General features: G+C 60.5%; 28 protein-coding genes and 1 pseudogene. 9 read left to right on the top strand and 20 right to left on the bottom strand.

Annotated elements, in window-relative coordinates; translation table 11 throughout:
• Nucleotides 1–94: 94 nt before the first annotated feature.
• Both Q0O19_RS05460 and Q0O19_RS05465 read left to right on the top strand, forming a co-directional pair.
• Nucleotides 95–1,135 carry an adenylate/guanylate cyclase domain-containing protein gene (locus Q0O19_RS05460; protein WP_295520770.1) on the top strand — a complete coding sequence of 347 codons (1,041 nt, stop codon included), beginning with the start codon at nt 95–97 and terminating at the stop codon, nt 1,133–1,135.
• Complete coding sequence (locus tag Q0O19_RS05465; RefSeq protein WP_295520771.1) at nt 1,128–2,336, top strand: SpoIIE family protein phosphatase; 1,209 nt, start codon at nt 1,128–1,130, stop codon at nt 2,334–2,336. Before Q0O19_RS05460 ends, Q0O19_RS05465 begins: the two co-directional genes overlap by 8 nt.
• 82 nt (nt 2,337–2,418) lie before the next feature.
• Here Q0O19_RS05465 and Q0O19_RS05470 read toward each other — a convergent pair whose 3' ends face one another.
• Both Q0O19_RS05470 and Q0O19_RS05475 read right to left on the bottom strand, forming a co-directional pair.
• On the bottom strand, nt 2,419–3,051 hold the full coding sequence (locus tag Q0O19_RS05470; protein WP_295520773.1) for a ParA family protein: 633 nt from the start codon (nt 3,049–3,051) through the stop codon (nt 2,419–2,421).
• Between the two features lie 27 nt (nt 3,052–3,078).
• Complete coding sequence (locus Q0O19_RS05475; protein ID WP_295520775.1) at nt 3,079–3,345, bottom strand: hypothetical protein; 267 nt, start codon at nt 3,343–3,345, stop codon at nt 3,079–3,081.
• A gap of 211 nt (nt 3,346–3,556) precedes the next feature.
• Between Q0O19_RS05475 and Q0O19_RS05480 the strand changes: the two genes are divergently transcribed.
• The gene (locus Q0O19_RS05480; RefSeq protein WP_295520776.1) at nt 3,557–4,303 is read left to right on the top strand and encodes a hypothetical protein; all 747 of its coding nucleotides are present in this window, start codon (nt 3,557–3,559) and stop codon (nt 4,301–4,303) included.
• A 177-nt stretch (nt 4,304–4,480) separates the two neighbouring features.
• Here Q0O19_RS05480 and Q0O19_RS05485 read toward each other — a convergent pair whose 3' ends face one another.
• The 15 genes and pseudogenes from Q0O19_RS05485 to phnG form a co-directional block, all read right to left on the bottom strand.
• On the bottom strand, nt 4,481–4,609 hold the full coding sequence (locus Q0O19_RS05485; protein ID WP_295520778.1) for a hypothetical protein: 129 nt from the start codon (nt 4,607–4,609) through the stop codon (nt 4,481–4,483).
• Nucleotides 4,610–4,630: 21 nt separating this feature from the next.
• Nucleotides 4,631–5,191, bottom strand: coding sequence for a phosphonate degradation HD-domain oxygenase (locus Q0O19_RS05490; protein WP_295520780.1), 561 nt, complete (start codon nt 5,189–5,191; stop codon nt 4,631–4,633).
• An 8-nt stretch (nt 5,192–5,199) separates the two neighbouring features.
• Nucleotides 5,200–5,877 carry a phosphonate ABC transporter, permease protein PhnE gene (gene phnE, locus Q0O19_RS05495; protein ID WP_295520782.1) on the bottom strand — a complete coding sequence of 226 codons (678 nt, stop codon included), beginning with the start codon at nt 5,875–5,877 and terminating at the stop codon, nt 5,200–5,202.
• A gap of 2 nt (nt 5,878–5,879) precedes the next feature.
• Nucleotides 5,880–6,287, bottom strand: a pseudogene (locus Q0O19_RS05500) (ATP-binding cassette domain-containing protein); the annotation flags it as partial.
• Between the two features lie 82 nt (nt 6,288–6,369).
• Nucleotides 6,370–8,223 (bottom strand): TRAP transporter large permease subunit, encoded by a 1,854-nt coding sequence (locus Q0O19_RS05505; protein ID WP_295520784.1) that lies wholly within the window; start codon nt 8,221–8,223, stop codon nt 6,370–6,372.
• Complete coding sequence (dctP, locus tag Q0O19_RS05510) at nt 8,220–9,254, bottom strand: TRAP transporter substrate-binding protein DctP (RefSeq protein ID WP_295520786.1); 1,035 nt, start codon at nt 9,252–9,254, stop codon at nt 8,220–8,222. The genes Q0O19_RS05505 and dctP overlap by 4 nt, the downstream gene beginning before the upstream one ends.
• A 12-nt stretch (nt 9,255–9,266) precedes the next feature.
• A complete protein-coding gene (locus Q0O19_RS05515) occupies nt 9,267–10,160 on the bottom strand; it encodes a TRAP transporter TatT component family protein (protein WP_295520787.1) in 894 nt (297 codons plus the stop codon).
• A gap of 99 nt (nt 10,161–10,259) precedes the next feature.
• Nucleotides 10,260–11,429: an alpha-D-ribose 1-methylphosphonate 5-triphosphate diphosphatase gene (locus tag Q0O19_RS05520; protein WP_295520789.1), complete on the bottom strand. Its 1,170-nt coding sequence runs from the start codon at nt 11,427–11,429 to the stop codon at nt 10,260–10,262.
• Entirely contained in the window at nt 11,426–12,130 is a 705-nt protein-coding gene (gene phnL / locus Q0O19_RS05525; RefSeq protein WP_295520790.1) for a phosphonate C-P lyase system protein PhnL, read from the bottom strand. The genes Q0O19_RS05520 and phnL overlap by 4 nt, the downstream gene beginning before the upstream one ends.
• Nucleotides 12,131–12,148: 18 nt before the next feature.
• Nucleotides 12,149–12,946 (bottom strand): phosphonate C-P lyase system protein PhnK, encoded by a 798-nt coding sequence (phnK, locus tag Q0O19_RS05530; protein WP_295520792.1) that lies wholly within the window; start codon nt 12,944–12,946, stop codon nt 12,149–12,151.
• 1 nt (nt 12,947) lies between these two features.
• On the bottom strand, nt 12,948–13,424 hold the full coding sequence (locus tag Q0O19_RS05535) for a GNAT family N-acetyltransferase (protein ID WP_295520793.1): 477 nt from the start codon (nt 13,422–13,424) through the stop codon (nt 12,948–12,950).
• Nucleotides 13,421–14,353, bottom strand: coding sequence for an alpha-D-ribose 1-methylphosphonate 5-phosphate C-P-lyase PhnJ (locus tag Q0O19_RS05540; protein WP_295520794.1), 933 nt, complete (start codon nt 14,351–14,353; stop codon nt 13,421–13,423). Before Q0O19_RS05540 ends, Q0O19_RS05535 begins: the two co-directional genes overlap by 4 nt.
• Nucleotides 14,350–15,486 carry a carbon-phosphorus lyase complex subunit PhnI gene (locus tag Q0O19_RS05545; protein WP_295520796.1) on the bottom strand — a complete coding sequence of 379 codons (1,137 nt, stop codon included), beginning with the start codon at nt 15,484–15,486 and terminating at the stop codon, nt 14,350–14,352. The genes Q0O19_RS05540 and Q0O19_RS05545 overlap by 4 nt, the downstream gene beginning before the upstream one ends.
• A 1-nt stretch (nt 15,487) precedes the next feature.
• The gene (gene phnH / locus Q0O19_RS05550) at nt 15,488–16,132 is read right to left on the bottom strand and encodes a phosphonate C-P lyase system protein PhnH (RefSeq protein ID WP_295520797.1); all 645 of its coding nucleotides are present in this window, start codon (nt 16,130–16,132) and stop codon (nt 15,488–15,490) included.
• Complete coding sequence (phnG, locus tag Q0O19_RS05555; protein ID WP_295520798.1) at nt 16,129–16,638, bottom strand: phosphonate C-P lyase system protein PhnG; 510 nt, start codon at nt 16,636–16,638, stop codon at nt 16,129–16,131. Before phnG ends, phnH begins: the two co-directional genes overlap by 4 nt.
• A 105-nt stretch (nt 16,639–16,743) precedes the next feature.
• Here phnG and phnF point away from each other — a divergent pair, with 105 nt between their 5' ends.
• From phnF to Q0O19_RS05585, 6 genes are all read left to right on the top strand, one after another.
• Entirely contained in the window at nt 16,744–17,517 is a 774-nt protein-coding gene (gene phnF / locus Q0O19_RS05560) for a phosphonate metabolism transcriptional regulator PhnF (RefSeq protein WP_295520800.1), read from the top strand.
• A complete protein-coding gene (locus Q0O19_RS05565) occupies nt 17,507–18,220 on the top strand; it encodes a DUF1045 domain-containing protein (protein ID WP_295520802.1) in 714 nt (237 codons plus the stop codon). The genes phnF and Q0O19_RS05565 overlap by 11 nt, the downstream gene beginning before the upstream one ends.
• A complete protein-coding gene (gene phnN, locus Q0O19_RS05570) occupies nt 18,217–18,783 on the top strand; it encodes a phosphonate metabolism protein/1,5-bisphosphokinase (PRPP-forming) PhnN (RefSeq protein ID WP_295520804.1) in 567 nt (188 codons plus the stop codon). The genes Q0O19_RS05565 and phnN overlap by 4 nt, the downstream gene beginning before the upstream one ends.
• A gap of 112 nt (nt 18,784–18,895) precedes the next feature.
• Nucleotides 18,896–19,819: a 3-keto-5-aminohexanoate cleavage protein gene (locus tag Q0O19_RS05575; RefSeq protein WP_295520806.1), complete on the top strand. Its 924-nt coding sequence runs from the start codon at nt 18,896–18,898 to the stop codon at nt 19,817–19,819.
• A 48-nt stretch (nt 19,820–19,867) separates the two neighbouring features.
• Nucleotides 19,868–20,851: a tripartite tricarboxylate transporter substrate binding protein gene (locus Q0O19_RS05580; protein ID WP_295520807.1), complete on the top strand. Its 984-nt coding sequence runs from the start codon at nt 19,868–19,870 to the stop codon at nt 20,849–20,851.
• Between the two features lie 33 nt (nt 20,852–20,884).
• A complete protein-coding gene (locus Q0O19_RS05585) occupies nt 20,885–21,808 on the top strand; it encodes an NAD(P)-dependent oxidoreductase (RefSeq protein ID WP_295520809.1) in 924 nt (307 codons plus the stop codon).
• Here the strand turns inward: Q0O19_RS05585 and Q0O19_RS05590 are convergent.
• The 3 genes from Q0O19_RS05590 to Q0O19_RS05600 all read right to left on the bottom strand — a co-directional run bounded on the left by Q0O19_RS05590 (nt 21,805) and on the right by Q0O19_RS05600 (nt 25,426).
• The gene (locus Q0O19_RS05590) at nt 21,805–22,713 is read right to left on the bottom strand and encodes a LysR substrate-binding domain-containing protein (RefSeq protein ID WP_295520812.1); all 909 of its coding nucleotides are present in this window, start codon (nt 22,711–22,713) and stop codon (nt 21,805–21,807) included. The genes Q0O19_RS05585 and Q0O19_RS05590 overlap by 4 nt on opposite strands.
• 94 nt (nt 22,714–22,807) lie before the next feature.
• Complete coding sequence (locus Q0O19_RS05595) at nt 22,808–24,175, bottom strand: MmgE/PrpD family protein (RefSeq protein ID WP_295520813.1); 1,368 nt, start codon at nt 24,173–24,175, stop codon at nt 22,808–22,810.
• Between the two features lie 63 nt (nt 24,176–24,238).
• A complete protein-coding gene (locus Q0O19_RS05600; protein ID WP_295520815.1) occupies nt 24,239–25,426 on the bottom strand; it encodes a CaiB/BaiF CoA-transferase family protein in 1,188 nt (395 codons plus the stop codon).
• Between the last annotated feature and the right edge of the window lies 1 nt (nt 25,427).

Genomic DNA, 25,427 nt, shown 5'->3' on the forward strand with positions numbered 1-25,427 from the left:
GACAACATGCAAGAGCTGGGTGAAGAGTTCGCCGAAGAACTCGATAAAGCCGAGTTCGAGATGGTGGCTTTTTAACTGACACTCCAGGCTTGGCGTGACCGATTCTTTTTTAGGCAAAGAAAACGAGGTCTTGGTTGAAAGCGAAAAGCTTCTGGCCGATTCCCCAGAACTTGTCACGCCTGAAACTTATGCAAAGCTCACAGCCGATTACGCTCGGTTGCTGAAAAATTTCTCGCGCATCATTCGTATCAGCGACAGGAATGAGCTGCGGCTTCAGTCCGTTTCAGATGAGCTGGAGATAGAGAAGAAAAAACTTGAAGGTGTAGCGGGTCAGTTGGCCAAGTATTTACCCCGGCAAATTTACGACTCCATCTTCAAAGGCGACCAATCGATTGAGATCAAAACCCAACGCAAGCTGCTCACGGTTTTTTTCTCAGACATTCAGGGTTTTACGCACATCTCATCGGTCATCCAGCCTGAGGTGCTAACTCACTACATGAATGCGTATTTCACCGAGATGTCGGATATCGCTGCCAAGCATGGTGGGACCATCGACAAGTACATCGGCGACGCCATGATGGTTTTTTTCGGTGATCCCGAAAGTCGTGGCCCTCAAGAGGACGCCCTGGCCTGTGTGCGCATGGCTTACGAAATGCAAGAGCGATTGGCTGAGTTGCACATCCAGTGGCAGCGAGAAGGTTTGCAACACCCCTTCATCACCCGAATAGGCATCAACACGGGCTACTGCAACGTAGGAAATTTTGGAAGCCACAGCCGCATGGCTTACACCATCTTGGGTGGCGAGGTCAATTTGGCGGCTCGCATCGAGGGCAAGTGTGAGCCCGGTGGGGTTTTGATCTCTCACGAGACTTATGCACAAGTCAAAGACTTTGTGGAAGTGTCCGAGCGAGATTTGTTAGAACTCAAAGGCATTGCCCTGCCCGTGAAAACCTATGCCGTCGTCAAAGTGAGCGACAGCAACCGCTCTCACACATCGGACTTGCGCCTCGACTTAAAAGGTTTGGACAAGATGGTCATCAAACCCGGCAACTTGTCCATGCCCGACCGTTTGAGCCTCGTGGCTCGTCTTCGCGATATGGCCAACACTTTAGAAGGAATCCAGTCCCATGATTGAGCAAAAAGTCCGATCCATCTTGCGCCAGCAAGAGGGCATCTTAGAAACCGAAAAATGCGGTGCCATCATCGCCAACTTCAGAAAAAACGATGACCTTCTGGTGGTGCCGGTTTTCAATGCAGACAAGCAAGCCATTGGCCTGATTGACCGGCAAGCCGCTTTGTCCACAGCCTCCAACCCCCTGCACTTTTCGGTCTATCAAAACCGAAGCGCCAAAATGCTGGTGCAAGAAGTCTTTCCTATCTTTGACATCGAAACCAGCATCGACGAGGTTTCGCAAAAAATGATGGAATTGGGCCTGTCACTGAGTACCGGTGGTTTTCTCATCACCGAAAGCGGGACGTATGCCGGCATCGGCATCAACACCGACATGCTCAACTACCTGGTCGAAGCCAACCACGCGAGGGCCGAAGCCCTGGCTGAATTGCACACCGAGATGATGGACAGCGTGAACTACGCCGGCCGCATCCAGTCCAGCTTGCTGCCCAACCGTGTTGCGCTGCAAGAAGGTTTGCGCTCTGTGGGTGTTTTGTGGGAGCCTCGCGACGTGGTCGGCGGTGACGTTTATTGGCGCACAGAAGAAGACTTTGAGGGTTCATTCACCTTGGCGCTGATCGATTGCACTGGCCATGGTGTGCCAGGATCGCTCATGTCCATGCTGGTCGTCAGCGTGCTCAACCGAATCTACTCCGAAAAGCCCGACATCGGACCGGGCGAAGCATTGGCCAAATTGGGCAACTTGGTTCGCACGGCGCTGAACCAAGACCGCGAAGACTGCCAGTCCAATGACGGTTTTGACGCCGGCTTGTGCAAAATCAACACCCAAAAGAAAACGGTTTCTTTCTCAGGGGCGCGCACCAACTGCTTCATCGTCCCCAAAGAAAACACCCCCATTGTCCGTTTGTTGGGTGAAAAACAAGCCTTGGGCTACCCCGGTCAAGTGCCTTACACGGCGTTGGAAGAATACGAGTTGCCTTTGGACAACTGCCAAACATTCTTCATGGCTTCCGATGGTGTGCTCGACCAACCCGGTGGTGACAACAGCCGCGCTTTCGGTCCTCGCCGCCTGTTGCAGCATTTGGAGTCACAACGCCATTTGGGTGCTGAGGCTTTGATGATGCAAACCAAAACAGTGGTGGACCAGTGGCGTGGTCTGGAAACCAGGCGCGATGACGTTTCAGCGTTGGCCTTTTCGGTTTAAGGCATTGGTCAGAAAGGGGTGACGGTCAAAGCGCTGCCTTTGACCTTCACCGGCGTCTTCAACCGCCGTCCACATCTTTCGTTTACCGGCCCAGCGCCAAGGTCATCATGGCCAACTCGACCTCTTTGGCGGCCTGTTTCAGGTGAGGGTTGCTGGACTCGCTGCCGGCGCGACCCACATCGAGATCGGCCTGAAAACCATCACGTTCTGGCCAGACGGCATTGAGCATGTCGAAGCCCGCCTCGGAAATGGTGGCTTCTGCCTCTTCCAGCAGCCGTTCAGACCGTCCTGTTTTGGACAAAACGAGCACGATTTTGTTGCTCACCGATCGCGTTTTGGCCAGTCTGCGGGCCAAAGCCAAGGTGGGGCGCAGATCGTCCATGGACGTGCCGGTGGGCAAAAAAACCACGTCACTTTCTTTGCTGACATCCTCGGTCAGTTCATCGGCCAGGCCTCGGGTATCCACCACCACAAGGTCGTAGTCTGTCACCGTCTTGCGCAATTTCTTCAAGCTTTTGAAAGCCCGCGCATCGATGTCGGGCTCGATCCCGTGGCGCAAGCGCATGGCGCTCCATTCCACACAGGTCAATTGCTCCAGATCAAAGTCACCGATCAACACCTTGTGCTGCTCGCGCGCAGCCGCCACAGCCAAGACACGGGCCAGGGTACTTTTCCCCACACCCCCCTTTTGCCCTACAAATGACGCAATCCGCATGGCCAAAATCCTCCATATAGTCCAGCTTCATTTCTTGTTTTTGGGTTTAACCAAGGACAGGGCTTGCTGTGCGGTGTCGAAGGTTTTGGCTTTCCCCATGTAGTAACGGTCAAGACGCCATTCTTGCAGGATGTCCATGGCCAACTGGAAATCGGACGAGTCCAACAGATAAAGGTCTTTGACCGCAAAGTCTACTTCTTCCACCAAAGACAAAATCAAGCGTGAAAAAATTTGAGCGGTTTGCTCTTGTGGATTTTGCTCAATGACCTGTCGAACTTTTTTGATGGCGCGCATGGACTGCTCTTTTTGATAAAAAAACCATTTTCAGGGTGACTGACCGGTCACATGTGAAAATTTTGTGAAAAATATGTGACCAACCCCACTGTGAACATCGCGACAATGCGTGATGAGCCCAGCGTTTCAACGTTTATCTACATCCTCCGACATTCATCACCGTGTCATCTCCAAAATAGACCATCTAAAGATGTCTACAGCCTGAGCACCCATGAAAACTGCGTTGAAAAAAGTCTTGATCGTCGGCAGCGCACCGGATGCCATCAGGGCTGCGGACTGGGACACCTCTTGTTTGAGTCACACGGTTGTGATCAACAACGCATGGATGGCCTGCCCTTCTTGGAATTGCTGGATCTACCCGGAAGACTTTCCAACGGACAGACACCCAGGGGTCGACGCGCTGCACGGTAAAAGCGTCGTCACAGCCCAAGAATTTGTACCGGTTCAAAACGCATTGGGTGGTTTTGTCTATGCAGGGGGCACCATGTCGTTCACTGCGGGCTATTGGGCACTTGGCGCGCTGAAACCCGATGTCATTGCCTACATCGGCTGCGACATGGTGTACGACAAACCTGGCGGTCAATCCACCCATTTTTACGGCACGGGCACAGCCGACCCTTTGCGTGCGGATGTCACCCTCCAAAGCCTTGAAGCCAAATCTTTGCGTTTTCAGGCAATGGCCCATCTGCAAGGCTGTTCGGTGCTCAATTTGTCAAGGCAACCGCGCTCAAGGCTTTTGGTTCCGCGTGTCGAATGGCAGGTGTTCGAAAGCATGACCCAAGCGCCCCGCCCACCATTGCTGAACGCACAGGCCGTTCAAAACGCACTGCAAGCCGAGTCTGCGCTGGGATACTGGGTCGAATCCGGCCGATATTGGGAAGAGACCGAGAAATTTGACAGCGCGAAACTGCGTGCCATCGATGAGCTTTGGCTGGCCACAGCTTGTGAAGTGGCTTGACTTCATTCACACCCATTGAACGAGCGGCCCCATGTCAGCACCCACCAAACCCCTTGTTCACCTCCAACCCGATTCCATTTTGGCGTCCGACGGGCTGCGCTACAAATTCAAAGGGGGAGGCTCCCCCTTTCAAGATTCTGCGAACATGTCGACGATGAGTTGCTTTCGCTGCGGACTTCACAAAGCACGGTCGCTGGGCACGTTCACGCGCTTGCTGAACCAACGCATGTTTTTGTGCCGGGACTGCACGCCCAAAGTCATCAAATCAACTCCTTGATTTTCGGCGCTGGATTCAGGTTGCGCCACCACTGTGGCCAAGGCAGCTGCTCAAGCCGCCGTCAAAGCCACTTGTTGCAAGTGGGCGTTGTAGTGGGCCAGATCGGGCACCACTTTGGCGGGCACTTTGGCCAGGTCGTCGTAACGGCGCAAGCGCACGGCTTCTGCGGCAAACGGCTGCATCATGAAGGCTTGGCCCTCGGCTTCGGTGAAAACACCGCCTTGCTGCTCGAGGCTGTGTTTTGATGCCGGGGACAAAGTCGCCCAATAGCAGGGCTCGATCAAGCACAGGTAGCGTTTGGCATCCACATGCAGTCGAATGGGCTCGAGCACAGCATCGGTGAACAGGCCACGCAAAAAGGGCAGCGCCATGAACTGGTGCAGATCATCCTGTTCGGTGTTGTGCTCTTTCGCCCCTTCTCGTTCAGCGGCCAACAGATGCCCCAAGTCGTGCAACAAAGAGGCCACCACGGTCTGTGGTGTTTCACCCGCTTTTTCGGCCAAATCCGCACACTGCAGTGCGTGCTCTAACTGGTTGATGGCTTCCATGCCGTATTGATTTTGGCCACGGCGCTCGAGCAGGGAAACCACTTCAGACAGGGTCAAGGACATGGTGCACCTCAAACAAAGAATTGACGAATCCGTGCAGACACCAAATCAATGACGCTCACAGTCACGATGATGATGAGCATCACAGCGCAGGTTTCGGCGTACTGGAAACCGCGAATGATTTCCCACAGCACCACACCAATGCCGCCTGCACCCACCATACCCACCACGGACGCAGAGCGCACATTGGACTCAAAACGGTACAGCGTGAAAGAAATCCAAAGTGGCATGACTTGCGGGATCACGCCGTACACAATTTCATGCATGGCCGATGCCCCGGTGGAGCGAATGCCTTCCACCGGTTGCGGGTCAATCGCCTCCACCGCTTCGGAAAACAACTTGGCCAAAATGCCCGCCGTGTGAATCCACAAGGCCAGCACCCCGGCAAACGGACCCAAGCCCACGGCCACCACAAACAACATGGCAAAGACCATCTCGTTGATGGCACGAAACGAATCCATCAAGCGGCGCACAGGTTGGTACACCCACCAAGGCACGATGTTCGAGGACGCCAACAGCGCCAAAGGCACCGCAGTCACCACGGCCAAGGCGGTGCCCCACAGTGCAATTTGCAAAGTGATGACCATCTCGTCCACATACATGCGCCACTGCCGGAAATTGGGCGGGAAAAACTCGGCCGCGTATTGGCTCATGTTGCCCGAATCACGGAACAACTCGGCCGGGCGCATGTCAGCACCTTGCGTGCGGCAGAACGCTCTTGTGCATTGAACCAGCCCATCACACCGCGCAGCCAGGGCATGGCGTGCAAGCGCCCTACCAGCACGTTGGTCAACACGGGCAAACGGTCCACCAAGTTGAACTGCTGGAACACAAATCCCACTTGCGAGCGAATGCTGCGGATGTCGCTGACGATGCGGCCTTCACGTTGGACGCACTGGCCATTGACTTCAATCACCGAGCCGGGCCCGGCATCGGCCACCAACAACCCGGCCACCATGCGCAGCAAGGTGGATTTGCCCGAACCGGATGCACCAATCAGTGCGACCATTTCGCCGTCGGCAATGTTCAGCTCAATGTCGCGCAACGCATGTTTGCCATTGGCAAAATGTTTGTTGAGGTTTTGAATGCGCAAAGCCATGTTGAATTCGAAAGATGTCTATACAAGCCGAGTCTGAGCATTCAATGTGACAGGCTTTTGACAGTCTCGGAAAGCTTGTGTGTCATGCCTTGAATAAACCAGGCAAGCCTGTGGCCAACCAAGGCACTGAAGCAATGGCCAAGGTGCCCAAGAAGATGGCCAGCAAAGCAGGCAAAACGGCCGCTGCCACCTCCCGCACGGGTTTGCCGAACATGGCCGCCGAAAAATAAATGTTCATGCCTGCAGGTGGGCACAAAAACCCCATCTCCATGGCCGCCAAGAACACAATGCCGAAATGCACCGGGTCAATGCCATAACTCATGGCCACTGGCAGCAGCAAAGGCACCAGCACCACAATGGCGGCGTAGATTTCCATGAGCGCGCCAGCGAGCAGCAAAAAGACCGTCAGTGCCAGCATGAACATGAACTTGTTGGGAATGGCCGTTTGCACAGCCTCAATGGCTGCATCCGGAATGCCGGCGTCGATCAGGTAATTGGTCAGCGCCAGGGCCATGCCCAAAATCAACAAAACACCGCCAATGATTTGGGTCGACTCGCTCAGGCATTTGCCCAGCAGGCGCCAGCCCAACTCACGGTGCGCCCAAGCTTGGGTCAAGATGGCATACAGGGCGGTGACGGCTGCGCTTTCGGTGGGTGTGGCCAAGCCACTGACCAAAGATCCGATGGCCACCACAGGCGCCAAAATCTCCCATTTGGCCGCCCAAGCCGCGGGCCAGAACTGCGGGGGGGTGGTCGCGCTTTGGGCTGGGGCTGGAACAGCTCCAGTGGCTATACCGTTCGCGGGCGCACGGCGCAAATAACCGCCAAAGACCAATAAAAACACCACCATCACCAGTGCCGGCACCAAGCCGGCCAGAAACATGGTGTTGATGGGCACGCGGGCGATGATGGCGTACATGATGAGCGGCACCGAAGGCGCCAGCAACACCCCCAGTGCACTGGCACTGGTGACCAAGCTGATGCCGCGCCCTTCTGGGTAGCCCGCGTTGCGCAGCAAAGGCAGAAGCAAGCCGCCCAGGGCCAAGATGGTCACGCCACTGCCCCCCGTGAAAGCCGTGAAACAAGAGCACAGCAAGGCTGTGGCCACCACCGTGCCCGTGGTGCCTTGTCCCATGAGCGCCACGAACAAGTGCCCCAAGCGTTGGGCCGCACCAGTGCGCGCAAAAACCAAACCCGCCAAGGTGAACAAGGGCAATGCTGGCAAGGAAGGGTTCACGGTGATCTGGTAATGCGACAATGCCACCGTAGCCAAGGGCATGCCGTCTTGCCAAAACAAAGCCAAAGCCAGGCCGCCCAAGACCGCAAATATCGGGGCGCCTGCCAGCAGTGCCAACACCAACAACAACACAGGGGGCCACACCGGAACAGCTGCGCCATCGAACTGCGCGGCCAAGCCTGCACCACACAAGGGCAGCAGCAGGCCAAGCCAGCTGCGAAGCGTCACGCCAAGGGAACAGCGTGCGCCCAGCTTGAAACCCAACAAAGCAAAGCCCAGGGGCATGCTCGCTTGCACCCACCAAGTCGGTATGCCGTAAGCCAGCACCTGGGCCACCTCCCGCTCGCTGGCCACCAAACGCCAGCTGCTCATGGCCAACATGCCGCAAACCAGCGCTGCACCGCCATTGCCCAAAGCGTACGTCCAGGCTTTGCGGCCGTCTTTGTCGGTCAAGCCACTCCCGCCCAAGGTCGTCAAGTGTCCGTGCCGCTCAGCCGCCAGCGCCCCCCACATGGTCAACACCAGCCCCAAGTGCTGCACCAACACCGGGGCATTTTGAATGCCGCTGCCCATCCAGGGCCGCATCAAAATTTCAAGCACCGGAATCAACACCATCAGCAGCAACGCCGCCGAGGACAAGGTTTCATCCAGTGGTGCCCAGCGCCGGAGACGCTGCAAAACGGTCAACAAGCGCTTCACTTGGTTTTGCCAGCGCGAAAGGTTTTGATGTGGGCCATGACCTCGTCAAAGGTTTCAGCGGGCACCATCGTGCCGCGAATGCGCGGGTAGAGCTTCTCGGCCAGCTCGTTCCACTCTTTCATTTGTTCAGCGTTGGGCTTGTTGACCGTGAGGCCGCGTTTTTTCATCGCATCGACCGCCTCTTCCACCTCTTGGCGGGCTTTGGTGCGAATCTGCGCACCGGCTTTGTCACTGGAAACACGAACAGCTTGCTGAACCGCAGGCGACATGTCGTCCCAAGCTTTGCGGGTCACCACCAAAGCGCCCACAATCGGCGCCCAATTGATTTCCAGCATGTGCGGCGCGGTGTTGTAAATCTGGGTGGCCAAGGCGAAATAAGGCGTGGAGGGCACCACATTGATCATGCCGGTCTGAATCGCCGGCAAGATGTCGGTGGTCTCCAGAGGCACCGGTGTGTAGCCCAAGCTTTTCATGATGGCTTGCTGGTCTGGCTCGGAACCCCACGCAAAGAACTTCATGCGTTTGTAGTCATCGGGCCTGACGGCTGCTTCCTTGGAGAAAAACCGAACCCAACCCGCGTCGCCCCAAGCCAACACCACAAAGCCTTTGTCCAGAAACTTCTTTTCCATGGCCGGGCGCATTTTTTCGCGCACGTAATCGACCTCTTCCCAGCTGCGAAACAGCAAAGGCATGGACTGCAAGGCCGCGATGGAGGGCTCAATTTCACGCAAACCCACCACCGACAACAAAGCCCCTTGCAGCTGCCCTATGCGCATGCGGCGCGCCATCTCGGCCTCGCCGCCCTGGCTGCCATCGGGATAAACCAGGTATTTGGCGCCTGCACCTTGCGCTGTTCGCCAGCTGTCCGCGATGTCCAGCAACTGGCGGTGGTAAAGCGAGTTTTTGGGCACCAATGAACCAATGCGCAAAGACTTCTCGGCCGCCTGAGTCCATGGGGCACTCAAAACCAGCAAGCCCAGCAAAGCGGCGCTTGCACATTTTTTCCAAAGTGGGGTTGGCATCCAACGCATCATTCCATCCATTCAAAAAAGATCATCCACATTGTCCAGCAACCACTGCGCACGCTGGCGCATGACCTGGCTGGACAGGTCCATGCGCTTGGCGCTCACAGACAAGGCTTGTTGCAGCAGGGCCTCAAAGGCTTGGCGGTCACCCGCGGCTTGAGCGATCGCCTCCGCTTTGGCCACCAAGGGGCCCGGATTTTGTCCACCACCGGCCGCTATGGCCTCATCGAAATAGGCCGCCGCCTTGGCCATGGAGCCGCCGGGCCGTGCGGCCTCAAAGTTGCCCATCAGGCTGGCGGCTGAGCCTTGGCCAAAGGTCGGTGCCGAGCGCCAAACCATTTCCGCCAACCGAACCGCCAAAGGCAAGTCGGCCACCGCATCGGGGTCGTCTTTGGACAAAGCGATGTATGCACCCCAAGAGGCCGCCGCCCAATAGGCCACACCCACCTCTTCGGGCTTGAGCAGCCCAGCCAGGGGCCCCGAGGTCTTGGCCAAAGACGCCACCAGGCCAGGGCTGGATTGCGCCAAAGCCGCCATGGCATGGCGGTGGGCGCGCAGGTAAAGTCGCCGGGCACGTTCGTTGAGTTGATGGGCCGCCTTGGCATCGGTGTTCATCATGCGTTCGGCCTCCGAGGCCACAAACGCATAGGCGTATTGCGTGAAGCCCGAAGCCACCGACTCGGCCAAGGCCAAATGCCCTGGCGACTGACGCAATAAAGACTCGGACAACTTCAGGTAAAAAGCGCTGGCCTCACGGGCCAAACCGATGTCCTCTTCTTCGGCTTGGCCTTGCGCCGTCAAGGCATCGGCCGCGCCATTCACCAGCAACTGGCGCGGTACACATGCGCTCAAGCCGAAAGCCAGGACCAACACCAACAGGGACAAGCTTGGACGCGAAAATGGGTTGGGCATGGGCAAAGGCAATGGCAAGGCATTCAAGAAAAATGACAGTTTATGAACGGCGCGTGAAACAACCGTGACAAGCCATGTCACCTTCAACGCCCAAGTCCGTCAAAGAACCCGCACGCCCTCACGCCACACCGAACGCACCACCGCATGGCGCTGGCCTTGGGCCATGTCCACCACGCGCACTTGGATCAAATCGGCGCGCAAGCCTGGCGCGATTTGGCCCCGGTCTTTCAGGCCCGTGGCTTGCGCCGGGTTGTGCGTGACGGTGGCCACCGCTTGGGGCAAGCTCAAGATGCCGTCGTCCACCAACCTGAGCACAGCGCTCAGCATGCTGCCGGGCACGTAGTCGGACGACAAAATGTCGAGCAGACCATGACGGGCCAGCTCGGACGCGGCCACGTTGCCCGAATGCGACCCCCCCCGCACCACGTTGGGCCCGCCCATCACATTGAGCAGGCCGTGCTGGTGCGCCGTGCGTGCCGCCAGCACGGTGGTGGGGAACTCCGACATGCTCGCGCCTTCGGCATGGGCTTGGTCCACATGGGCTGCGGTCGTGTCGTCGTGGCTGGCCAAGGCGATGCCATGGCTGCGGCAGTAGTCCACAAAATAAGCGCGATGCGGCTGGGCATAGCGGTTTTGCAACTCGGTCGACAAGGCCACTTGACGTTCGAATTTTTCATTCGACCAGCCTTTTTTACCGGTGTAGTACACCCGCGCCACGTCGATGTTTTCCCATTGGCGCTGACCCGGGGTGTGGTCCATCAGCGAGATGAGTGACAAGCGGGGGTGTCCGTGAAAGGGCTTGAACAAATCGATGGTGTTGGGCGCGGGCAGCTCACAGCGCACATGCAGGTGGTGATCGGCCCGCAGCAGGTTCTCACGGACGCAAAGCCCAATGGTGTGGATCACCGTGTCCCAAGTGCTGCCGCGCAAGCTTTCTGGGTCGGCATCGCCCACGCCCAACGCGTCAAAGACGGTGGTGATGCCCGCTGCCGCCACTTCGGCGTCATGCGCGATCAACGCGGGCATTTCGGCCCATTGCACTTTGGGCCGGGGCATCAGGTGGCGCTCGAAGTTGTCGGTGTGCATCTCGACAAAACCAGGCATGAGGTAGTCGCCCTCCATGTCCCAAGCTTGTGCGTCACAGGCCGCGCCTTGGTCCACCGCGTGGATGCGGCCATCTTGGACAGACACACTGCCTTGCACCACTTCGTTGGGCAAAACCAGACGGGCATTTTTGAATGCGGTTGAAGCCGCCATCACGCGGCTCATGGGGCGCTCCTGAACTGGGCCACGTCGACACGGCGGGTGGCCACAGCAGCCCCCACATGCGCGTCGTGGAAGATGCCCACCAACGCGGCCCCCCGACCGACCGCTTCGCGGATCAAATCCACCACGGTCTGGGTGTTGGCCGCGTCCAGCGAAGCGGTGGGTTCGTCCAAAAGCAAAATGGGGCGCGGTTTGATCATGTTGCGAGCGATGTTGATGCGTTGTTGTTCACCACCCGAAAAAGTGGCGGGTGGCAGGTGCCACAAGCGCTCGGGAATGCGCAAGCGGGTCAGCCACACGCGGGCTTGTGCTCGGGCGGCTTCAAGGGCTTCGGGCTGGTCAGCGGCGTCTTCGATCAAGGGCTCGGCCACCACATCGAGTGCCGAGACACGGGGAATCACGCGCAAAAACTGGCTGACATAACCCACTGTGTCGCGGCGCATGCGCACCAACTCTCGGGGCGAAGCTTTCGTCAAGTCCAGCACGCGGCCATTGGCTTGGCGCACCTCGATCTGGCCGCTGGTGGCGCGGTAGTTGGCATAAATAAGTTTGAGCAAGGTGCTCTTGCCCATGCCAGAGGGACCGTCCAGCACCACGCACTCGCCCGGGCCCACCGACAAGTCCACTTGGTCGAGCACATGCAGTTCAGCGCCATTTTGGTGGTGCAGCGTGAAGCGCTTGGACACCTGTTTCATTTGCAGCATAAAAAAGCTCTCTGTGGTTCAAGGTTGCAAGACCGACGACACCAACAACTGGGTGTAGGGGTGTTGCGGGTCGTCCAGCACCTGGTCGGTGAGGCCCGCTTCGACCACTTGGCCGCCCTGCATGACCATCATGCGGTGGGCCAACAAGCGGGCCACCGCCAAGTCGTGCGTGACGATGACCACCGCCAATTGCATTTGGCGGGTGAGCTGACGCAGCAAGTCCAGCAAGCGCGCTTGCACCGACACGTCCAGCCCCGAAGTGGGCTCGTCCATGAAGACCAAGCGTGGACGGGTGACCAAGTTGCGGGCAATTTGCAGGCGTTGGCGCATGCCGCCCGAAAAAGTGCGTGGCGCATCGTCGATGCGGGCCGGGTCGATCTCGACCCGCTGCAACCAGTCTTGCGCGGTGAGGCGCAGTTGGCCGTAATGCCGCTCGCCCAAACCCATCAGGCGCTCGCCCACGTTGGCCCCGGCCGACACGTCCATGCGCAAGCCATCGGCCGAATTCTGGTGCACAAAGCCCCAATCGGTGCGGGCCAGCAAGCGCTGCTGCGCTTGGCTCATGCGGTAAATGTCCTGAAGCTGACCCTCTCGGCTCAAAAACTCCACGTGCCCGGCATCGGGGCGACTGCGTGCGGCAATGGCGTTGAGCAAGGTGGTTTTGCCCGAGCCCGATTCGCCGACCACGGCCATGACCTCGCCGGGCCACAGGTCGAAGCTGGCGTCCTGCAGGGCGACGCGGTCGCCGTAGCTTTTGCCCACGCCGCGCACACGCAAAAGTGGCAACTGGTGCAATGTGTCGTCCTGGGTGTCCATCTCAAATCCCGATCACAAAACTGAAGCCGTGCCGCTGAAAACCCAGCGACTCGTAAAAGGCATGGGCGCGTTCGCGCTTTTGGTTGGACGACAGCACCAGCTTGTAGCAACCGGCCACCCGGGCTTGCTGCTGCGCGTGCTGCATCATGAGTTGGCCAATGCCTTGGCCTTGCCGCTGGGCGCTGACCACCACGTCTTCGACGATGGCCGAAGGCGTGCCTTGGTGCCCCAGGTTGTGCATGACGAGCAAGGCGTAGGTGCCGACCACTTGGCCGCCGCTCTCGGCATCGGATGAATCGTCTGGTGCCGCCTCACACGCCACCCACAAGCGGTAACTGGGGTATTGGCGAAACTGGGCCAAGAGTTGCTTGGCCTCGGACAATGTCAACACCTCGCCGTTGTCCATGGCAGGCTGGGCATACAAAGCCAGCACGGCGGGCAGATCGTCCTCGGTGGCTTCGCGGATCAGCAGGCTCATGAGGGCAGCACTCCCGGCGCTGCGAGATCCCAACTTTTTGCTTCGTCCTGACGGTTTTGGCAGTAATCGGAGTCGGAGCACACATGCATGCGAGCGCCCGCGTCGTCGGTGATGACTTCGTCCAGGAAAGAATCGGTGGCCCCGCACAACGCGCACGCAGCGTTCCACTTTTGCACCTCAAAAGGGTGGTCGTCAAACGCCAAACTTTCCACGGCGGTGTAAGGAGGGACTGCGTAAATGCGTTTTTCGCGGCCTGCGCCAAAAAGTTGCAGCGCCGGGTTCATGTGCATTTTGGGGTTGTCAAACTTCGGGATCGGCGAAGGCGACATGATGTAACGCTGGTTCACCATGACCGGGTAATCGTAGGTGGTCGCAATGTGGCCATAGCGGGCGATGTCTTCGTACAACTTCACATGCATCAAGCCGTATTCGGCCAAGCCATGCAAGGTGCGGGTTTCGGTTTCGCGCGGCTCCAGGCGCTGCATGGGCTCGGGCACGGGCACTTGGTACACGATGATCTGGCCTTCGGCCAAAGGCTTTTCGGGAATGCGGTGGCGCGTCTGGATCAGCGTGGCCTCGTGGGTTCGGGTGGTGGTGTCCACGCCGGCTGTGCGTTCGAAAAACCGACGGATGTTGACCGCGTTGACCGTGTCATCCGAGCCTTGGTCAATGACCTTGAGCACATCTTGGGGACCAATGACCGAGGCGGTGACTTGGATGCCGCCTGTGCCCCAGCCGTAAGGCAAAGGCATCTCGCGCGAACCGAACGGCACCTGGTAACCCGGAATGGCCACGGCCTTCAAGATGGCGCGGCGGATCATGCGTTTGGTGCGCTCATCCAGATACGCGAAGTTCACGTCGGGTGCGGTGCTCTGCGTCAGTGCTTCGCTCAGGTCAGCCACTGCTGGCCATTCGCTGGGGGCGTTCATGGGTTGTCCTTCAGGCGTGGGGCGGCTTGGCTAGCCACTTGCGGCTCATTCCGCTGTGCGCGCATCTTGCGCACCAACTCCAGCTCGGACTGAAAGTCCACGTAGTGCGGCAGCTTCAGGTGCTGCACAAAACCCGAAGCCTCCAGGCTGTCGCTGTGCGAGAGCACGAACTCCTGCATTTGGGCGGGCGACTCGATGGCTTCGCCCAACTCGTCAGCCCGCAACGCGCGGTCCACCAAGCTCATGGCCATGGCTTTGCGCTCGCTGTGGCCAAAAGCCAGGCCGTAGCCGCGGGTGAATTGGGGGGGTTCGGTTTTGCTGCCGCCAAACTGGTTGACCATCTCGCACTCGGTGACCTCGATGTCACCGATCGAGATGGCAAAGCCCAGTTCTTCGGGTTCGATCTCGACCGCCACCTGTCCCAAGCGCACCTCGCCCACAAAAGGGTGGGTGTGGGAATAACCACGCTGGGTCGAATAGGCCATGGCCAACAAAAAGCCTTCGTCGCCACGCGCCAGGTTTTGCAAACGGGTGGCACGACCGGCCGGAAAGCGCAGCGGCTCGCGCGTCAGGTCCGAGGGTGCGGGGTCACCTGCCAACGGCTCGAATGTCTCGATCAAGCCTTCCTGGTTGAGCAAGTCCACCACGCGGGGAACGGCTTCGGGGGCCGTGTCCAGCCGGGGTGCGACCGCCGCTTCACCGGGTGCGCTGTCCAGCGTTTGGGCTTCAGCCAGCAAACTGAAATCCAGCAGGCGCTGGGTGTAGTCGTAAGTGGGCCCCAAGACCTGTCCGCCAGGCAAGTCCTTGAAGGTGGCCGAAATGCGGCGGTCCAGCTGCATGTGTGTGGTGTCCAGTGGGCAGGTGTTGCCCAGACGCGGCAAAGTGGCCCGGTACGCCCGCAGCAGAAAAATGGCCTCGACCAAGTCGCCACTGGCTTGCTTGATGGCCAGCGCCGCCAACTCGGGGTCGTACACCGAACCTTCTGTCATGACGCGGTCCACCGACAGCTTGAGCTGCTGGCAAATCTGGCTCACCGTGAGTTCCGGCTGCAAGCGGTCGCCACGGCGTTGGGCGGCGAGCAGCTTGTAGCTGTTGAGGATGGCGGTTTCTCCGCCTTTGACGGCAACGTACATGTCAGGACTCCGTGTCGGGCAGGATGCGGGTGGTGCGCGGCAGGCCTGCAATGTGGCTGGTGGTGCTCAAAAACACGTCCACGCCCCTGGGGAAGCTGGCATGGTTGTCCGCCCATTGCAAGGCCAATTCGGCGGCAAAGTCTGGCTGAAAGCCATCCACCCGCAAGCGGCGCTCTGAAGGGATACCCGGGCCTTGCAACCGCCAGCCACCAGCATCGCTGTGCAGGCTGCCCACTTCGAGCACACACGTGGCCGACTGGTCGGGGTAAGCCTCGCTGCCCACCTGCAGGCTGCTCAGCTGGGGCATGTCGTCCCCTTGCGCGACCCACAAAAATTGCGCGGCCGACGCTTCGGCCACGACCTGGCAGCCGGTGTGAAAGCGCAGCCAAACAGGCGCATCGCTGCGGGCCAACGTCGGTGACAACCACAAAGTGGTGTCGGCGTCGAGCAAACCCAGCAGCAAAGCCGCTGCGGCGCCATGGCCCTGACGCGGCAACGCGTTTTGCAACGGCATGCCCAACACCCGGCCAGGGTGCGACAAGGCCTCGAGTGCCACGCGGAACACCGCTTGGCTGCCAAAGGCCTCATGGTCGAACCCGGCCACGACGTTTTGCAAATCGGGGGGGCTGGTGTGGGGGGCGTTCATGCGTCTTCTCCCTCGTCGTCACCACCGCCAGCTTCGCGGGCCACGGTGAGAAAGTCCACCTTGGTGGTCTGGGCGCGTTCATGGCGCACCGCCTGCAACTGTTGCAGGTGTTCACGCACGGGGGTCAACAACTTGTCTTCCAACCCTTGGTGATGCGCCGGGTATTGCAACAGGGCATCGGCGACGGCGGCCAGTTGCGCTTGTCGGTGGTTGCGCCCCAACACATAGGCCACACCCACCGGGGCTTGGGCGTCTGCACCGGGCAGGCGCAAAGCACAGCGGGTCACGGTGATCTCGCCCAGGTTGAAACGCTCGCCCGTGCCCCCTGCTCGGCCCTGTACCATCATCAAACCCGTTTCGGGTTTGCGCAGCCATTGCGGTGCGGCACCACTGTCCATGGGCAGTGCACCGTCCAGCAATTTTTGCGGCGCTCGGGCCAGCAAAGCCATCCACTCGGGACGGGTGGTGGGCCGTTGCACGCCGGCACTGTCAAATGATTGAAACATCGCTGTGGCACCCTGTAGCTTGTCTAGACAACTGAATTATGCTTGTCAGCTTAGGCAATTCATGTGATGTTTTCATGACAAACCAGAACCTTTTGGGAGACTTCTTTGGCCACTCCTTCTGCGCTCGCGCCACCGCATCTCGAAAAATCGGGTCCTGAGCAGCCTGAGCGCGACAGCTTTTGGTCGCGCATTGCCCAGCAATTGGCCGATGCCATTGGGCAAGGCCACTACACCCCCGGTGAACGCTTGCCTTCCGAACACGCTTTGGCCGAACAGTTTGGCGTCAACCGCCACACCATTCGCCGCTCTTTGGCCCATCTGGGCCAACGCGGCTTGGTGCGCTCAACGCAAGGCCGGGGCACCTTTGTCGAAGCGTTTGCGGTGGATTTGGCACTGGGCAAACGCACGCGCCATCGGCAAAGCCTGGCACAAGCGGGTGTCCGGGGGGGCTTGCAAATCTTGCAATCGCACAAGGTGCTGGCCCTGGCCGATCAGGCCCAAGCCCTCAAGGTGAGTTTAGGCAGCCCCTTGCTTTGCTTGCAAGTGCTGGGAGAAGGGGCTGGACAACCCCTGCATGTGAGCGAACGCTACTTTCCGCTGCCCCGTTTTGCGGGCATGGCCGATGCCGTGGCCCACAGCGGCTCCATCACCGACGCCTTTGCCCAGCATGGGGTGAGCGACTACCAAAGGCAAGAAAGCCGCATCAGCGCCCGCTTGCCCAGTCCGGATGTGGCAGCCTTGCTCTGCCAGGTGAACTCGCGGCCCGTGCTCTTGGTCAGCAGCGTGAACGTGGACCCGCAAGGCGTGCCCATTGAGTTTGCGTTGGCCTGGTTTGCAGGCGACCGCGTGACCTTGACGGTGAAAAACGATGGCCTCTGACGCCCCTTTGCCCTACCGCTGTGCGGTGTATTTTGTGCCCGAGGTCCACAGCGCCTGGTGGCAAGCGGGCAGCCAATGGCTGGGGCGCTGCGCCGCCAGTGGGGCGACTTATGACCCGCCCGACCTGGCGGGTGTGGAACCAACCCTGTTCCAAGCCCTGACCGCCGATCCGCGCCGCTACGGCTGGCATGCCACCCTCAAAGCACCCTTCACCTTGGCCAGCGGGCAAAGCCTGGACGCGCTGCGCAGCGCCATGCAGGCGCTGGCCAGCCAATGGCCCGCGTTTGACCTGCCGCCCCTGCGGGTCAGCGACCAAGGCGGGTTTTTGGCCCTGCGCCCACAAGGTGATCTGGCCCAGCTGAACGCCACGGCGGCGGCCTGCGTGCAAGAGTTGCACCCCCTGGCCCAACCCTTGTCCGATGCCGAGTTGGCGCGTCGCCGTCAAGCCCCCCTGTCTCCCGAACAAGACCACTTGCTGCTCACCTGGGGCTACCCGTGGGTGCTGGACCATTTTCAGTTTCACCTCTCCTTGAGCGGACCACTGGGCTCCTGCCCGCCTGCCGTCAAAGCCGCCTTGTTCCAAGCGGCACAAGCGCGTTTTGACACGCTGCCGGTGTGCCGTTTTGCGCACATCGCCCTGTTCATTGAACCTCGGCGCGGTGCCAACTTTGAGTTGCTGGACACCCTGGAGCTGCACGGATGAACACACGGCTGATTTATGTGATGGGCCCCTCCGGTGCGGGCAAAGACAGCGTGCTGGACTGGTTGCGTGCGCACTTGCCCGCCCACATGCCCGTGCATTGGGCCCAGCGCACCATCACCCGGCCGGCGTCGGCGGGTGGCGAAGCGCACGAAGCGATCGACACGCCCCACTTTCTCGACTTGCAAAGCCGGGGCCAGTTGGCCTTGGCGTGGCAAGCCAACGGTTTGCACTACGGCGTGCGCCACACCGAGTTGGCCCCCTTGCAGCAGGGGCACTGGGTGTTGGTCAATGGCTCACGCGGCCACTTGCCACAGGCCTTGCAAAGCCACCCGGGCTTGCAAGTGGTGCACATCACCGCCGACCCCGCCACGCTGGTGCAGCGCCTGACCCAGCGCCAACGCGAAACACCCGAGCAAATCCAACAACGGGTCGCGCGGGCCAGCGCCTTTGTGGTGCCCCAAGGGGCGATTGAAATTTTGAACAACAGATCGTTGGATGCAGCCGGGCAACAACTGCTGCTGGCCTTGCAACAACTGGCGTCTTGGCCCCGTCAGCAGGATTGATTTCATGCTGTAACCCAGGCGTCAATGATCCGGGTTTACCAGATGCGCGGCCTGGTCACTCGTCCTTACGATGGGCCCACTTCCAAACCAACAGGCCTCAGCAGCCCCTGCGATGAACAAAGTCATCATCACTTGCGCCGTCACTGGCGCGATCCACACGCCGTCCATGTCACCCTATTTGCCGGTGACCCCCGAGGAGATCATTGAAGCCTCGGTCGAAGCGGCCAACGCGGGCGCCGCCATCATCCACCTGCACGCGCGCGACCCGGTCACGGGCAAGCCCGACCAAAGCCCAGAGGCCTTTGGAAAGTTTTTGCCACACATCAAAAGCCGCACCAACGCCGTGCTCAACCTCACCAGCGGCGGCTCGCCCTTCATGAAGATCGACGAACGCATCCAACCTTCGATGCGGTTTTCGCCAGAAGTGGCCTCGCTGAACCTGGGCTCGTTCAATTTCGCGCTGTTCCCGATGCTGGACCGGTTCACCGAGTTCGAGCATGCATGGGAACGCGAACACCTGGAAAACAGCCGCGACCTGATCTTTCGCAACACCTTCAAGGACATCGAATACGCCTTGCGCGCTTGCGCCGAAAACGACACGCGTTTTGAGCTCGAGTGCTACGACATCGGGCACCTGTACAACCTGGCGCACTTTGCCAACAAGGGCATCATCAAGCCCCCGTTTTTCATCCAGTCGGTGTTTGGCATTCTGGGCGGCATTGGCCCGCACCCGGAAGACGTGATGCACATGCGCCGCACCGCCGACCGCCTGTTTGGCGACCAATACCAGTGGTCGGTACTCGGCGCGGGGCGTCACCAAATGCGCATCGCGGCCATGGGCTCCAGCATGGGCAGCCATGTGCGCGTGGGCCTGGAAGACAGCCTCTGGCTTGGCAAAGGCACCCTGGCCAAAAGCAATGCCGAGCAAGTTCGCAAGGTGCGCGAAATCATCGAAGGCCAAGGTCTTGAGATCGCCACACCCGATGAGGCACGGGAAATCCTGTCACTCAAAGGCGTAGAAAACGTGAACTTCTGAGGCTTCGCGCCGCCACCCCTTTTTCATTCACCCCAAGGAGACAACACCATGAAACGCCGACATTTGATTGCCCTGGCTGCAGCCACCACGCTCAGCACCATGCCCCAAGCCTTTGCGCAATCTGCGGGCTTTCCCAATCGCCCAATCAAGCTGGTGGTGCCTTTCCCAGCAGGGATTTCGCCCGATGTGGTGGCCCGCCTGATTGGCGACAAGTTGAGCGCGGCCCTGGGTCAACCCGTGTTGGTCGACAACCGACCCGGCGCGGGGGGCATGATCGGCGCCGTGGCTGCGGCCACCTCACCGGCCGATGGCTACACCCTGTTTTTCAGCGTCAAGGCCTCTCACGCCATCGCCCCCAATGTGTACCGAGACGCCAAGTTCAACCCGCCACGTGATTTCAAAGCCGTCAGCCAAATTCTGCAAGTGCCCCATGTGCTGACCGCCACGCCCAAGGCGCCTTACAACAACATGAAAGAGTTGGTGGAATACGCCAAAAAGAACCCCGGCAAAATCGACTTTGCCTCCTTGGGCGTCGGCTCTCAGCCCCATGTGGCGCTGGAAGTGTGGTCGCAACGCTTGGGCATCAAACTCAACCATGTGCCCTACAAAACCAACCCCTCGCCCGATGTGATGAGCGGCGTGATCAGTTTGTCGGTGGAGGCGTCGACCACGGCCATTCCCCTGATCAAATCCGGCAAAGTGAAGGCCTTGGGCATCTCGGGTGCGCAGCGCATCCCGGCCCTGCCCGATGTGCCCACCATGACCGAGTTTGAAGCCAACCTGGACGTCAACGGCGTCATCGGCAGCTCGTGGCACGGCATCTTCGCGCCCACCGGCACGCCCAACGACATCATTGCCAAGCTCAACACCGAGATCGTCAAAATCGTGAAGCTGCCTGAGATCCAGGCCCGCCTCATCGAGCTGGGCCTCACGCCCACCGGCACCAGTGCCGCCGTGCTCGACACCGTAGCCAACGGCGACTACGCCTTTTGGAACAAGGTGATCAACGATCTGGGCATCAAGGTCGAGTAAGCGCAAGGCCAACCACCATTGACCCACCACGCCATGCGCACCCCCTTGAAAACCCCACGCACCGAACCAAGCACTGCGCCTCTGCAGCGCGTGGGCATGTTGGGCGTGGGCATCATGGGCCGGGCCATGGCCGCGAACTTGGTCCAAGCAGGCTTTGCGGTCAGCGGCTTCGACCCGGACCGCCAAGCCATGAAGCGCCTGAAAGCGGCCGGGGGCACACCTTGCGCCAGCGCGGGCGACTTGGCCGGCGTGGTGGACGTCATCATCTGTGCTTTGCCCAGCCCTGAGGCGCTGCACGATGCCGCGCAGCAGATCGCCGCTTGCGGCCAGCGCAAGCTGCTGGTGGTGGAGACCAGCACACTCGGCATCGCCGACAAAACCGCCGCACGCGACACCTTGAAAGCCCAAGGCATCGTGATGCTCGACTGCCCCTTGTCTGGCACTGGCGCGCAAGCGGTGCACAAAGACCTGACGGTCTACGCCAGCGGCCCCAAAGCGGCGATCCGAAAACTCGCGCCTGTCTTTGCAGGTTTTTCCAAAAACAGCTTTGACCTGGGTGCCTTTGGCAACGGCATGAAGATGAAGCTGATGGCCAATTTGCTGGTGGCCATTCACAACGTGTCTACCGCTGAAGCGCTGCTGCTGGGGCAGCGTTGGGGCATACGGCCCAAAGATGCGGTGAAGGTGCTCAGCGACGGCGCGGGTGGCTCGCGCATGCTGCAAATCCGTGGCCCCCTGATGGAAGGCGAAGGCTGGAACACGCCCACCATGAAAGTCGGCATCTGGCAAAAGGACATGCAGCTGATCGCCGCGGCATTGGCCGAGGCCCAAGTGCCGGCACCCCTGTTTGCCGCCTCCGTGCCTGTCTACAACGCCGCCATGGCGCTCGGGCATGCCGAGCACGACACCGCTGCGGTGTTTGATGTGTTGTCGAAGATGTCGTCACCTCGCGGTTAAACCACCGCCTGCCGCGCATCCTCTGACAGCAATTCGATCAGGTCCCGCGCAAAATGGGGCAACTCTTCCAAACTGCGCACACAAATTTGCATGGAGCGGATCGCCCAAGGGTCAGACAGGGGCACCAGGCCAATGGCCATGCTGCGGGCGTGGCGGCGGGCAGCCGATTCGGGCAGCACACCCACGCCCACACCCGCCTCGATCATGCGGCAGGCCGACTCGAAGCTGCTGACCTGAATGCGCACCTTGAGCGGCTTGTTCAGCTGTTCGCACTCGCGGTGAAGGAATGCATGCAAGGCGCTGGCTTCGTGCAGGCCCACATGGTCAAACTCCAGCGCGTCAATGAGCGGCATGCTGGGCAATTCGGCCACCGGGTGACCTTTGGGCACCACCAGCACCAAGCTGTCGGACCGGTAAGGCAGTGTCTGCAGGCTTTCGGTGCGCACCGACCCGGCCACGATGCCAATGTCGGTCTTGCCATCCATGACGGCGCGCACGATTTCATTGGACAGCTTTTCCTGCAGGTCGATGTTCACATCGGGGTGCGTGGCCAGATAGCGCTTGAGCACCTCGGGCAAAAACTCGCCCAAGGCCGTGGTGTTGGCGTAGACCCGCAGATGGCCTTTGATGCCGCTGGCGAACTCCTGCAGATCGCCGCGCAGGTGTTCGATCTGGCCCAGCACCAGCCGCGCCCTGTGCACAAAGGCTTGGCCCGGTGGCGTGAGGGTCACGCCCTGGCTGTGGCGGTTGAGCAGTTTGGCACCAATGCTTTCTTCGAGGTTTTTGATGCGCGTGCTGGCCGCAGGCAGCGAGATGAACGACGCCTCCGCCCCTTTGGTGAGGCTGTTGGCTTCGGCCACCCGCACCATGAGGCGCAAATCCACCAGATCGAAATGAACAGACATGCGGCGATTGTGCCAGCCGCTGGGTTCAAGCCCATGGCCCTGCGCGCAGCCTCGTCCCCGTTTCGTTGCCTTGCCTTGCGTCGGGCAGGCGCTATCAACGGACCAGCAAATGGCCCACCAGGGGCCAGGTGGCCACTTGCCAGAGTGCATCCACGCTTTGGCGCATGGCTTCGGGGGTGGCACCACCGCTGAAAGCCGCCAGGCGCAGCGCCTTGTCGGTGATTTCCTGACGCGAGAGGGTGTTGCCCGGATCCCCCTTGGGCTCGTCCACGCGGCCGTGCAGCTCACGGCCGTCGGTGGTGGTGACCGTGACCTTACCGATCCAGCGTTGGGGATAGGCGCCGTCCACTTCGGCGTCGAGCGCCATCGTCACCTTGTCGCGCAGGGTTTGGGTGGTGGGGCTCAAAAAGTCGCGGTCAAATTCGGTCAGACCTGCGTGGCCGTGTTGCGCCACCAGGGCCAGCACCGTGCCCATGGAGAACTTGCTTTGGTGCACCGTAGTGGGTTGCACCACCGGACCCAACACGTCGATCGCGCCCTGGTGCACATGCGTCACCACTTGGGCCAGGTCATTGAGCTGCAAGCCATTTGTACGCATGACGTGCAGCAGTGCATCGGCTGCCGGGTGGGTGTGGCGGCAGCTGGCGTGGTACTTGAACGAGGTCTCGGCCGTGGCCCAGCGGGTGCCCAGACCGTCCACCAAGCGACTGGGGTCGGCGTCGCTCGACATGCCTGCGGCCATGCCTTGTGGCCCCTCCAGGATGTCGGCCGCGCCCGTGAAACCGTCTTGGGCCAAGTAGGCGGACATGAGGCCTGCTGCGGCCGCGTGTGCGGTGTGCAGCTGCTTGCTGTCGGCGGCGGTGCGCAAGAACTCCCACAAACCTGCCGACTGCGTGCCGGCCGAGCCCAGCGCGTGCTGCATTTGTTGCGCGTTCAGTCCCAGCAAATGGCCCACGGCGGCAGCGGCGGCCAGCGTGCCTGCGGTGCCCGTGGTGTGGAACACCCGGTAGTGCGAGCGCCCTAAAAATTCACCCACACGGATGCCCACTTCGTAGCCCACCACCGAAGCGGTCAGCAGCTGCTGGCCGCTCGCGCCCAGCGCCTGCGCCACCGCCACGGCGGGTGGAAAGACCACCGTGGCCGGGTGGAACACCGAGCCGTTGTGCACATCGTCTTGCTCGGCCACATGCGAAGCGGCCGCATTGGCCATGGCGGCCAGATAGGGGGTGGTGCGTGCGCCGTTGATGATGACTTCAGACGGTCCTTGGGCGGAGCCCATGGCTTGGGCAAAGCGTGTGATGGACTCCACCGGGCGCGTGCCGTGACCGGCCACAGCCGAGCCAAACCAGTCGACCAACAGGTCTTCTGCCTTGCGGACCACGGGCGCGGGGATGTCTTCAAAGCGCAGCCCTGCGGCAAAGGCGGCGAGTTGGGCGGTGTGGGATGGGGTGTGGGGTGTCATGGCGTCTCCTGGTGTTTTGTCTTTTATGGTTGGGCTCCAATGGCGGGAGGCAATGGGCGTGCGTCAAATGACGCGGGCATCGCGCAAGGCCTGCACCGCCGCATCGTCCAGCCCCAACTCGCGCAAGATGGCCCCCGTGTGCTCACCCACGGCGGGCACGGGGTCCATGCGGTAGTCGTAACGGTTGTTGCGCCCGGGCGGCAGCAGGGCCGGGATATCGCCCGCGGGCGAACCCACCGGTTGCCAACGTTGGCGGGCTTGGAGTTGCGGGTGCGCCCAAACGCCAGCCATGTCGTTCATGCGAGCGTTGGCAATTTGCGCCTGGTCCAGCCGCGCCTCGACCTCTGCCGTGCTCATGGCGGCGAACATGCCCAAAATCAAGGCCTGCAGCTCGGTGCGGTGGGTGTTGCGCAGCGCGTTGGTGCAAAAGCGCGCATCGCTGGCCAAGCCTGCATCGCCCAGCACCCCTTCGCAAAACACTTTCCACTCACGCTCGTTTTGCAGGCCCAGCATCACGGTGCCGCCATCGCCCGCCGCAAAAGGGCCATAGGGGTAGATGCTCGCATGCGAGGCGGCCGTGCGCGGGGGCGGTGCGGCGCCTTCAAAAGCGTAGTACAGCGGGTAGCCCATCCACTCGCTCAGCGCTTCCAGCATGGACACGTCGATGTGGCTGCCCTGCCCGGTCTTGCCGCGCAAAAGCAAGGCCGAGAGGATGTTGGTGTACGCGTACATGCCCGCTGCGATGTCGGCCATCGAGTTGCCGGCCTTGGAAGGCGCATCGGGCGTGCCGGTGATCGACAACAATCCCGCCTCGCTCTGGATCAAGAGGTCGTAGGCTTTTTTGTCGCGGTAGGGGCCGTCCTCGCCATAACCCGAGATGTCGCACACGATCAGCCGGGGGTGCGCCGCATGGAGCGCATCAAACGACAGGCCCATGCGTGCGGCCGCACCGGGCGCGAGGTTTTGCACCAGCACATCGGCGTCTTTGAGCAAGTCGCGCAGCACCGCCATGGCGTCGGGGTGCTTCAGGTCCAGCGTCAGGCTTTCTTTGGAGCGGTTGGTCCACACAAAGTGCGAGGCCTGACCGCGCACCCGCGTGTCGTAGGCGCGGGCAAAGTCGCCTGCACCGGGCCGCTCGATCTTGATGACGCGCGCGCCCAAATCCGCCAACTGACGGGTACAAAACGGCGCAGCGATCGCGTGTTCGAGTGAAACGACGGTGATGCCGTCGAGGGGTCTGGGCGCTGTCATG

It is taken from the genome of Limnohabitans sp. Rim8, from assembly GCF_945869175.1.
Classification (GTDB): Bacteria; Pseudomonadota; Gammaproteobacteria; order Burkholderiales; family Burkholderiaceae_C; genus Limnohabitans_A.

What these genes read in the sequence shown, in the direction of transcription:
- Q0O19_RS05465 (WP_295520771.1), top strand. Translation starts at nt 1,128, where the DNA reads ATGATTGAGCAAAAAGTCCGATCCATCTTGCGCCAGCAAGAGGGCATC.
- Q0O19_RS05470 (WP_295520773.1), bottom strand. Translation starts at nt 3,051, where the DNA reads ATGCGGATTGCGTCATTTGTAGGGCAAAAGGGGGGTGTGGGGAAAAGT.
- Q0O19_RS05475 (WP_295520775.1), bottom strand. Translation starts at nt 3,345, where the DNA reads ATGCGCGCCATCAAAAAAGTTCGACAGGTCATTGAGCAAAATCCACAA.
- Q0O19_RS05480 (WP_295520776.1), top strand. Translation starts at nt 3,557, where the DNA reads ATGAAAACTGCGTTGAAAAAAGTCTTGATCGTCGGCAGCGCACCGGAT.
- Q0O19_RS05490 (WP_295520780.1), bottom strand. Translation starts at nt 5,191, where the DNA reads ATGTCCTTGACCCTGTCTGAAGTGGTTTCCCTGCTCGAGCGCCGTGGC.
- phnE (WP_295520782.1), bottom strand. Translation starts at nt 5,877, where the DNA reads ATGCGCCCGGCCGAGTTGTTCCGTGATTCGGGCAACATGAGCCAATAC.
- dctP (WP_295520786.1), bottom strand. Translation starts at nt 9,254, where the DNA reads ATGCGTTGGATGCCAACCCCACTTTGGAAAAAATGTGCAAGCGCCGCT.
- Q0O19_RS05515 (WP_295520787.1), bottom strand. Translation starts at nt 10,160, where the DNA reads ATGCCCAACCCATTTTCGCGTCCAAGCTTGTCCCTGTTGGTGTTGGTC.
- Q0O19_RS05520 (WP_295520789.1), bottom strand. Translation starts at nt 11,429, where the DNA reads ATGAGCCGCGTGATGGCGGCTTCAACCGCATTCAAAAATGCCCGTCTG.
- phnL (WP_295520790.1), bottom strand. Translation starts at nt 12,130, where the DNA reads ATGCTGCAAATGAAACAGGTGTCCAAGCGCTTCACGCTGCACCACCAA.
- phnK (WP_295520792.1), bottom strand. Translation starts at nt 12,946, where the DNA reads ATGGACACCCAGGACGACACATTGCACCAGTTGCCACTTTTGCGTGTG.
- Q0O19_RS05535 (WP_295520793.1), bottom strand. Translation starts at nt 13,424, where the DNA reads ATGAGCCTGCTGATCCGCGAAGCCACCGAGGACGATCTGCCCGCCGTG.
- Q0O19_RS05540 (WP_295520794.1), bottom strand. Translation starts at nt 14,353, where the DNA reads ATGAACGCCCCCAGCGAATGGCCAGCAGTGGCTGACCTGAGCGAAGCA.
- Q0O19_RS05545 (WP_295520796.1), bottom strand. Translation starts at nt 15,486, where the DNA reads ATGTACGTTGCCGTCAAAGGCGGAGAAACCGCCATCCTCAACAGCTAC.
- phnH (WP_295520797.1), bottom strand. Translation starts at nt 16,132, where the DNA reads ATGAACGCCCCCCACACCAGCCCCCCCGATTTGCAAAACGTCGTGGCC.
- phnG (WP_295520798.1), bottom strand. Translation starts at nt 16,638, where the DNA reads ATGTTTCAATCATTTGACAGTGCCGGCGTGCAACGGCCCACCACCCGT.
- Q0O19_RS05565 (WP_295520802.1), top strand. Translation starts at nt 17,507, where the DNA reads ATGGCCTCTGACGCCCCTTTGCCCTACCGCTGTGCGGTGTATTTTGTG.
- phnN (WP_295520804.1), top strand. Translation starts at nt 18,217, where the DNA reads ATGAACACACGGCTGATTTATGTGATGGGCCCCTCCGGTGCGGGCAAA.
- Q0O19_RS05575 (WP_295520806.1), top strand. Translation starts at nt 18,896, where the DNA reads ATGAACAAAGTCATCATCACTTGCGCCGTCACTGGCGCGATCCACACG.
- Q0O19_RS05580 (WP_295520807.1), top strand. Translation starts at nt 19,868, where the DNA reads ATGAAACGCCGACATTTGATTGCCCTGGCTGCAGCCACCACGCTCAGC.
- Q0O19_RS05585 (WP_295520809.1), top strand. Translation starts at nt 20,885, where the DNA reads ATGCGCACCCCCTTGAAAACCCCACGCACCGAACCAAGCACTGCGCCT.
- Q0O19_RS05590 (WP_295520812.1), bottom strand. Translation starts at nt 22,713, where the DNA reads ATGTCTGTTCATTTCGATCTGGTGGATTTGCGCCTCATGGTGCGGGTG.
- Q0O19_RS05595 (WP_295520813.1), bottom strand. Translation starts at nt 24,175, where the DNA reads ATGACACCCCACACCCCATCCCACACCGCCCAACTCGCCGCCTTTGCC.
- Q0O19_RS05600 (WP_295520815.1), bottom strand. Translation starts at nt 25,426, where the DNA reads ATGACAGCGCCCAGACCCCTCGACGGCATCACCGTCGTTTCACTCGAA.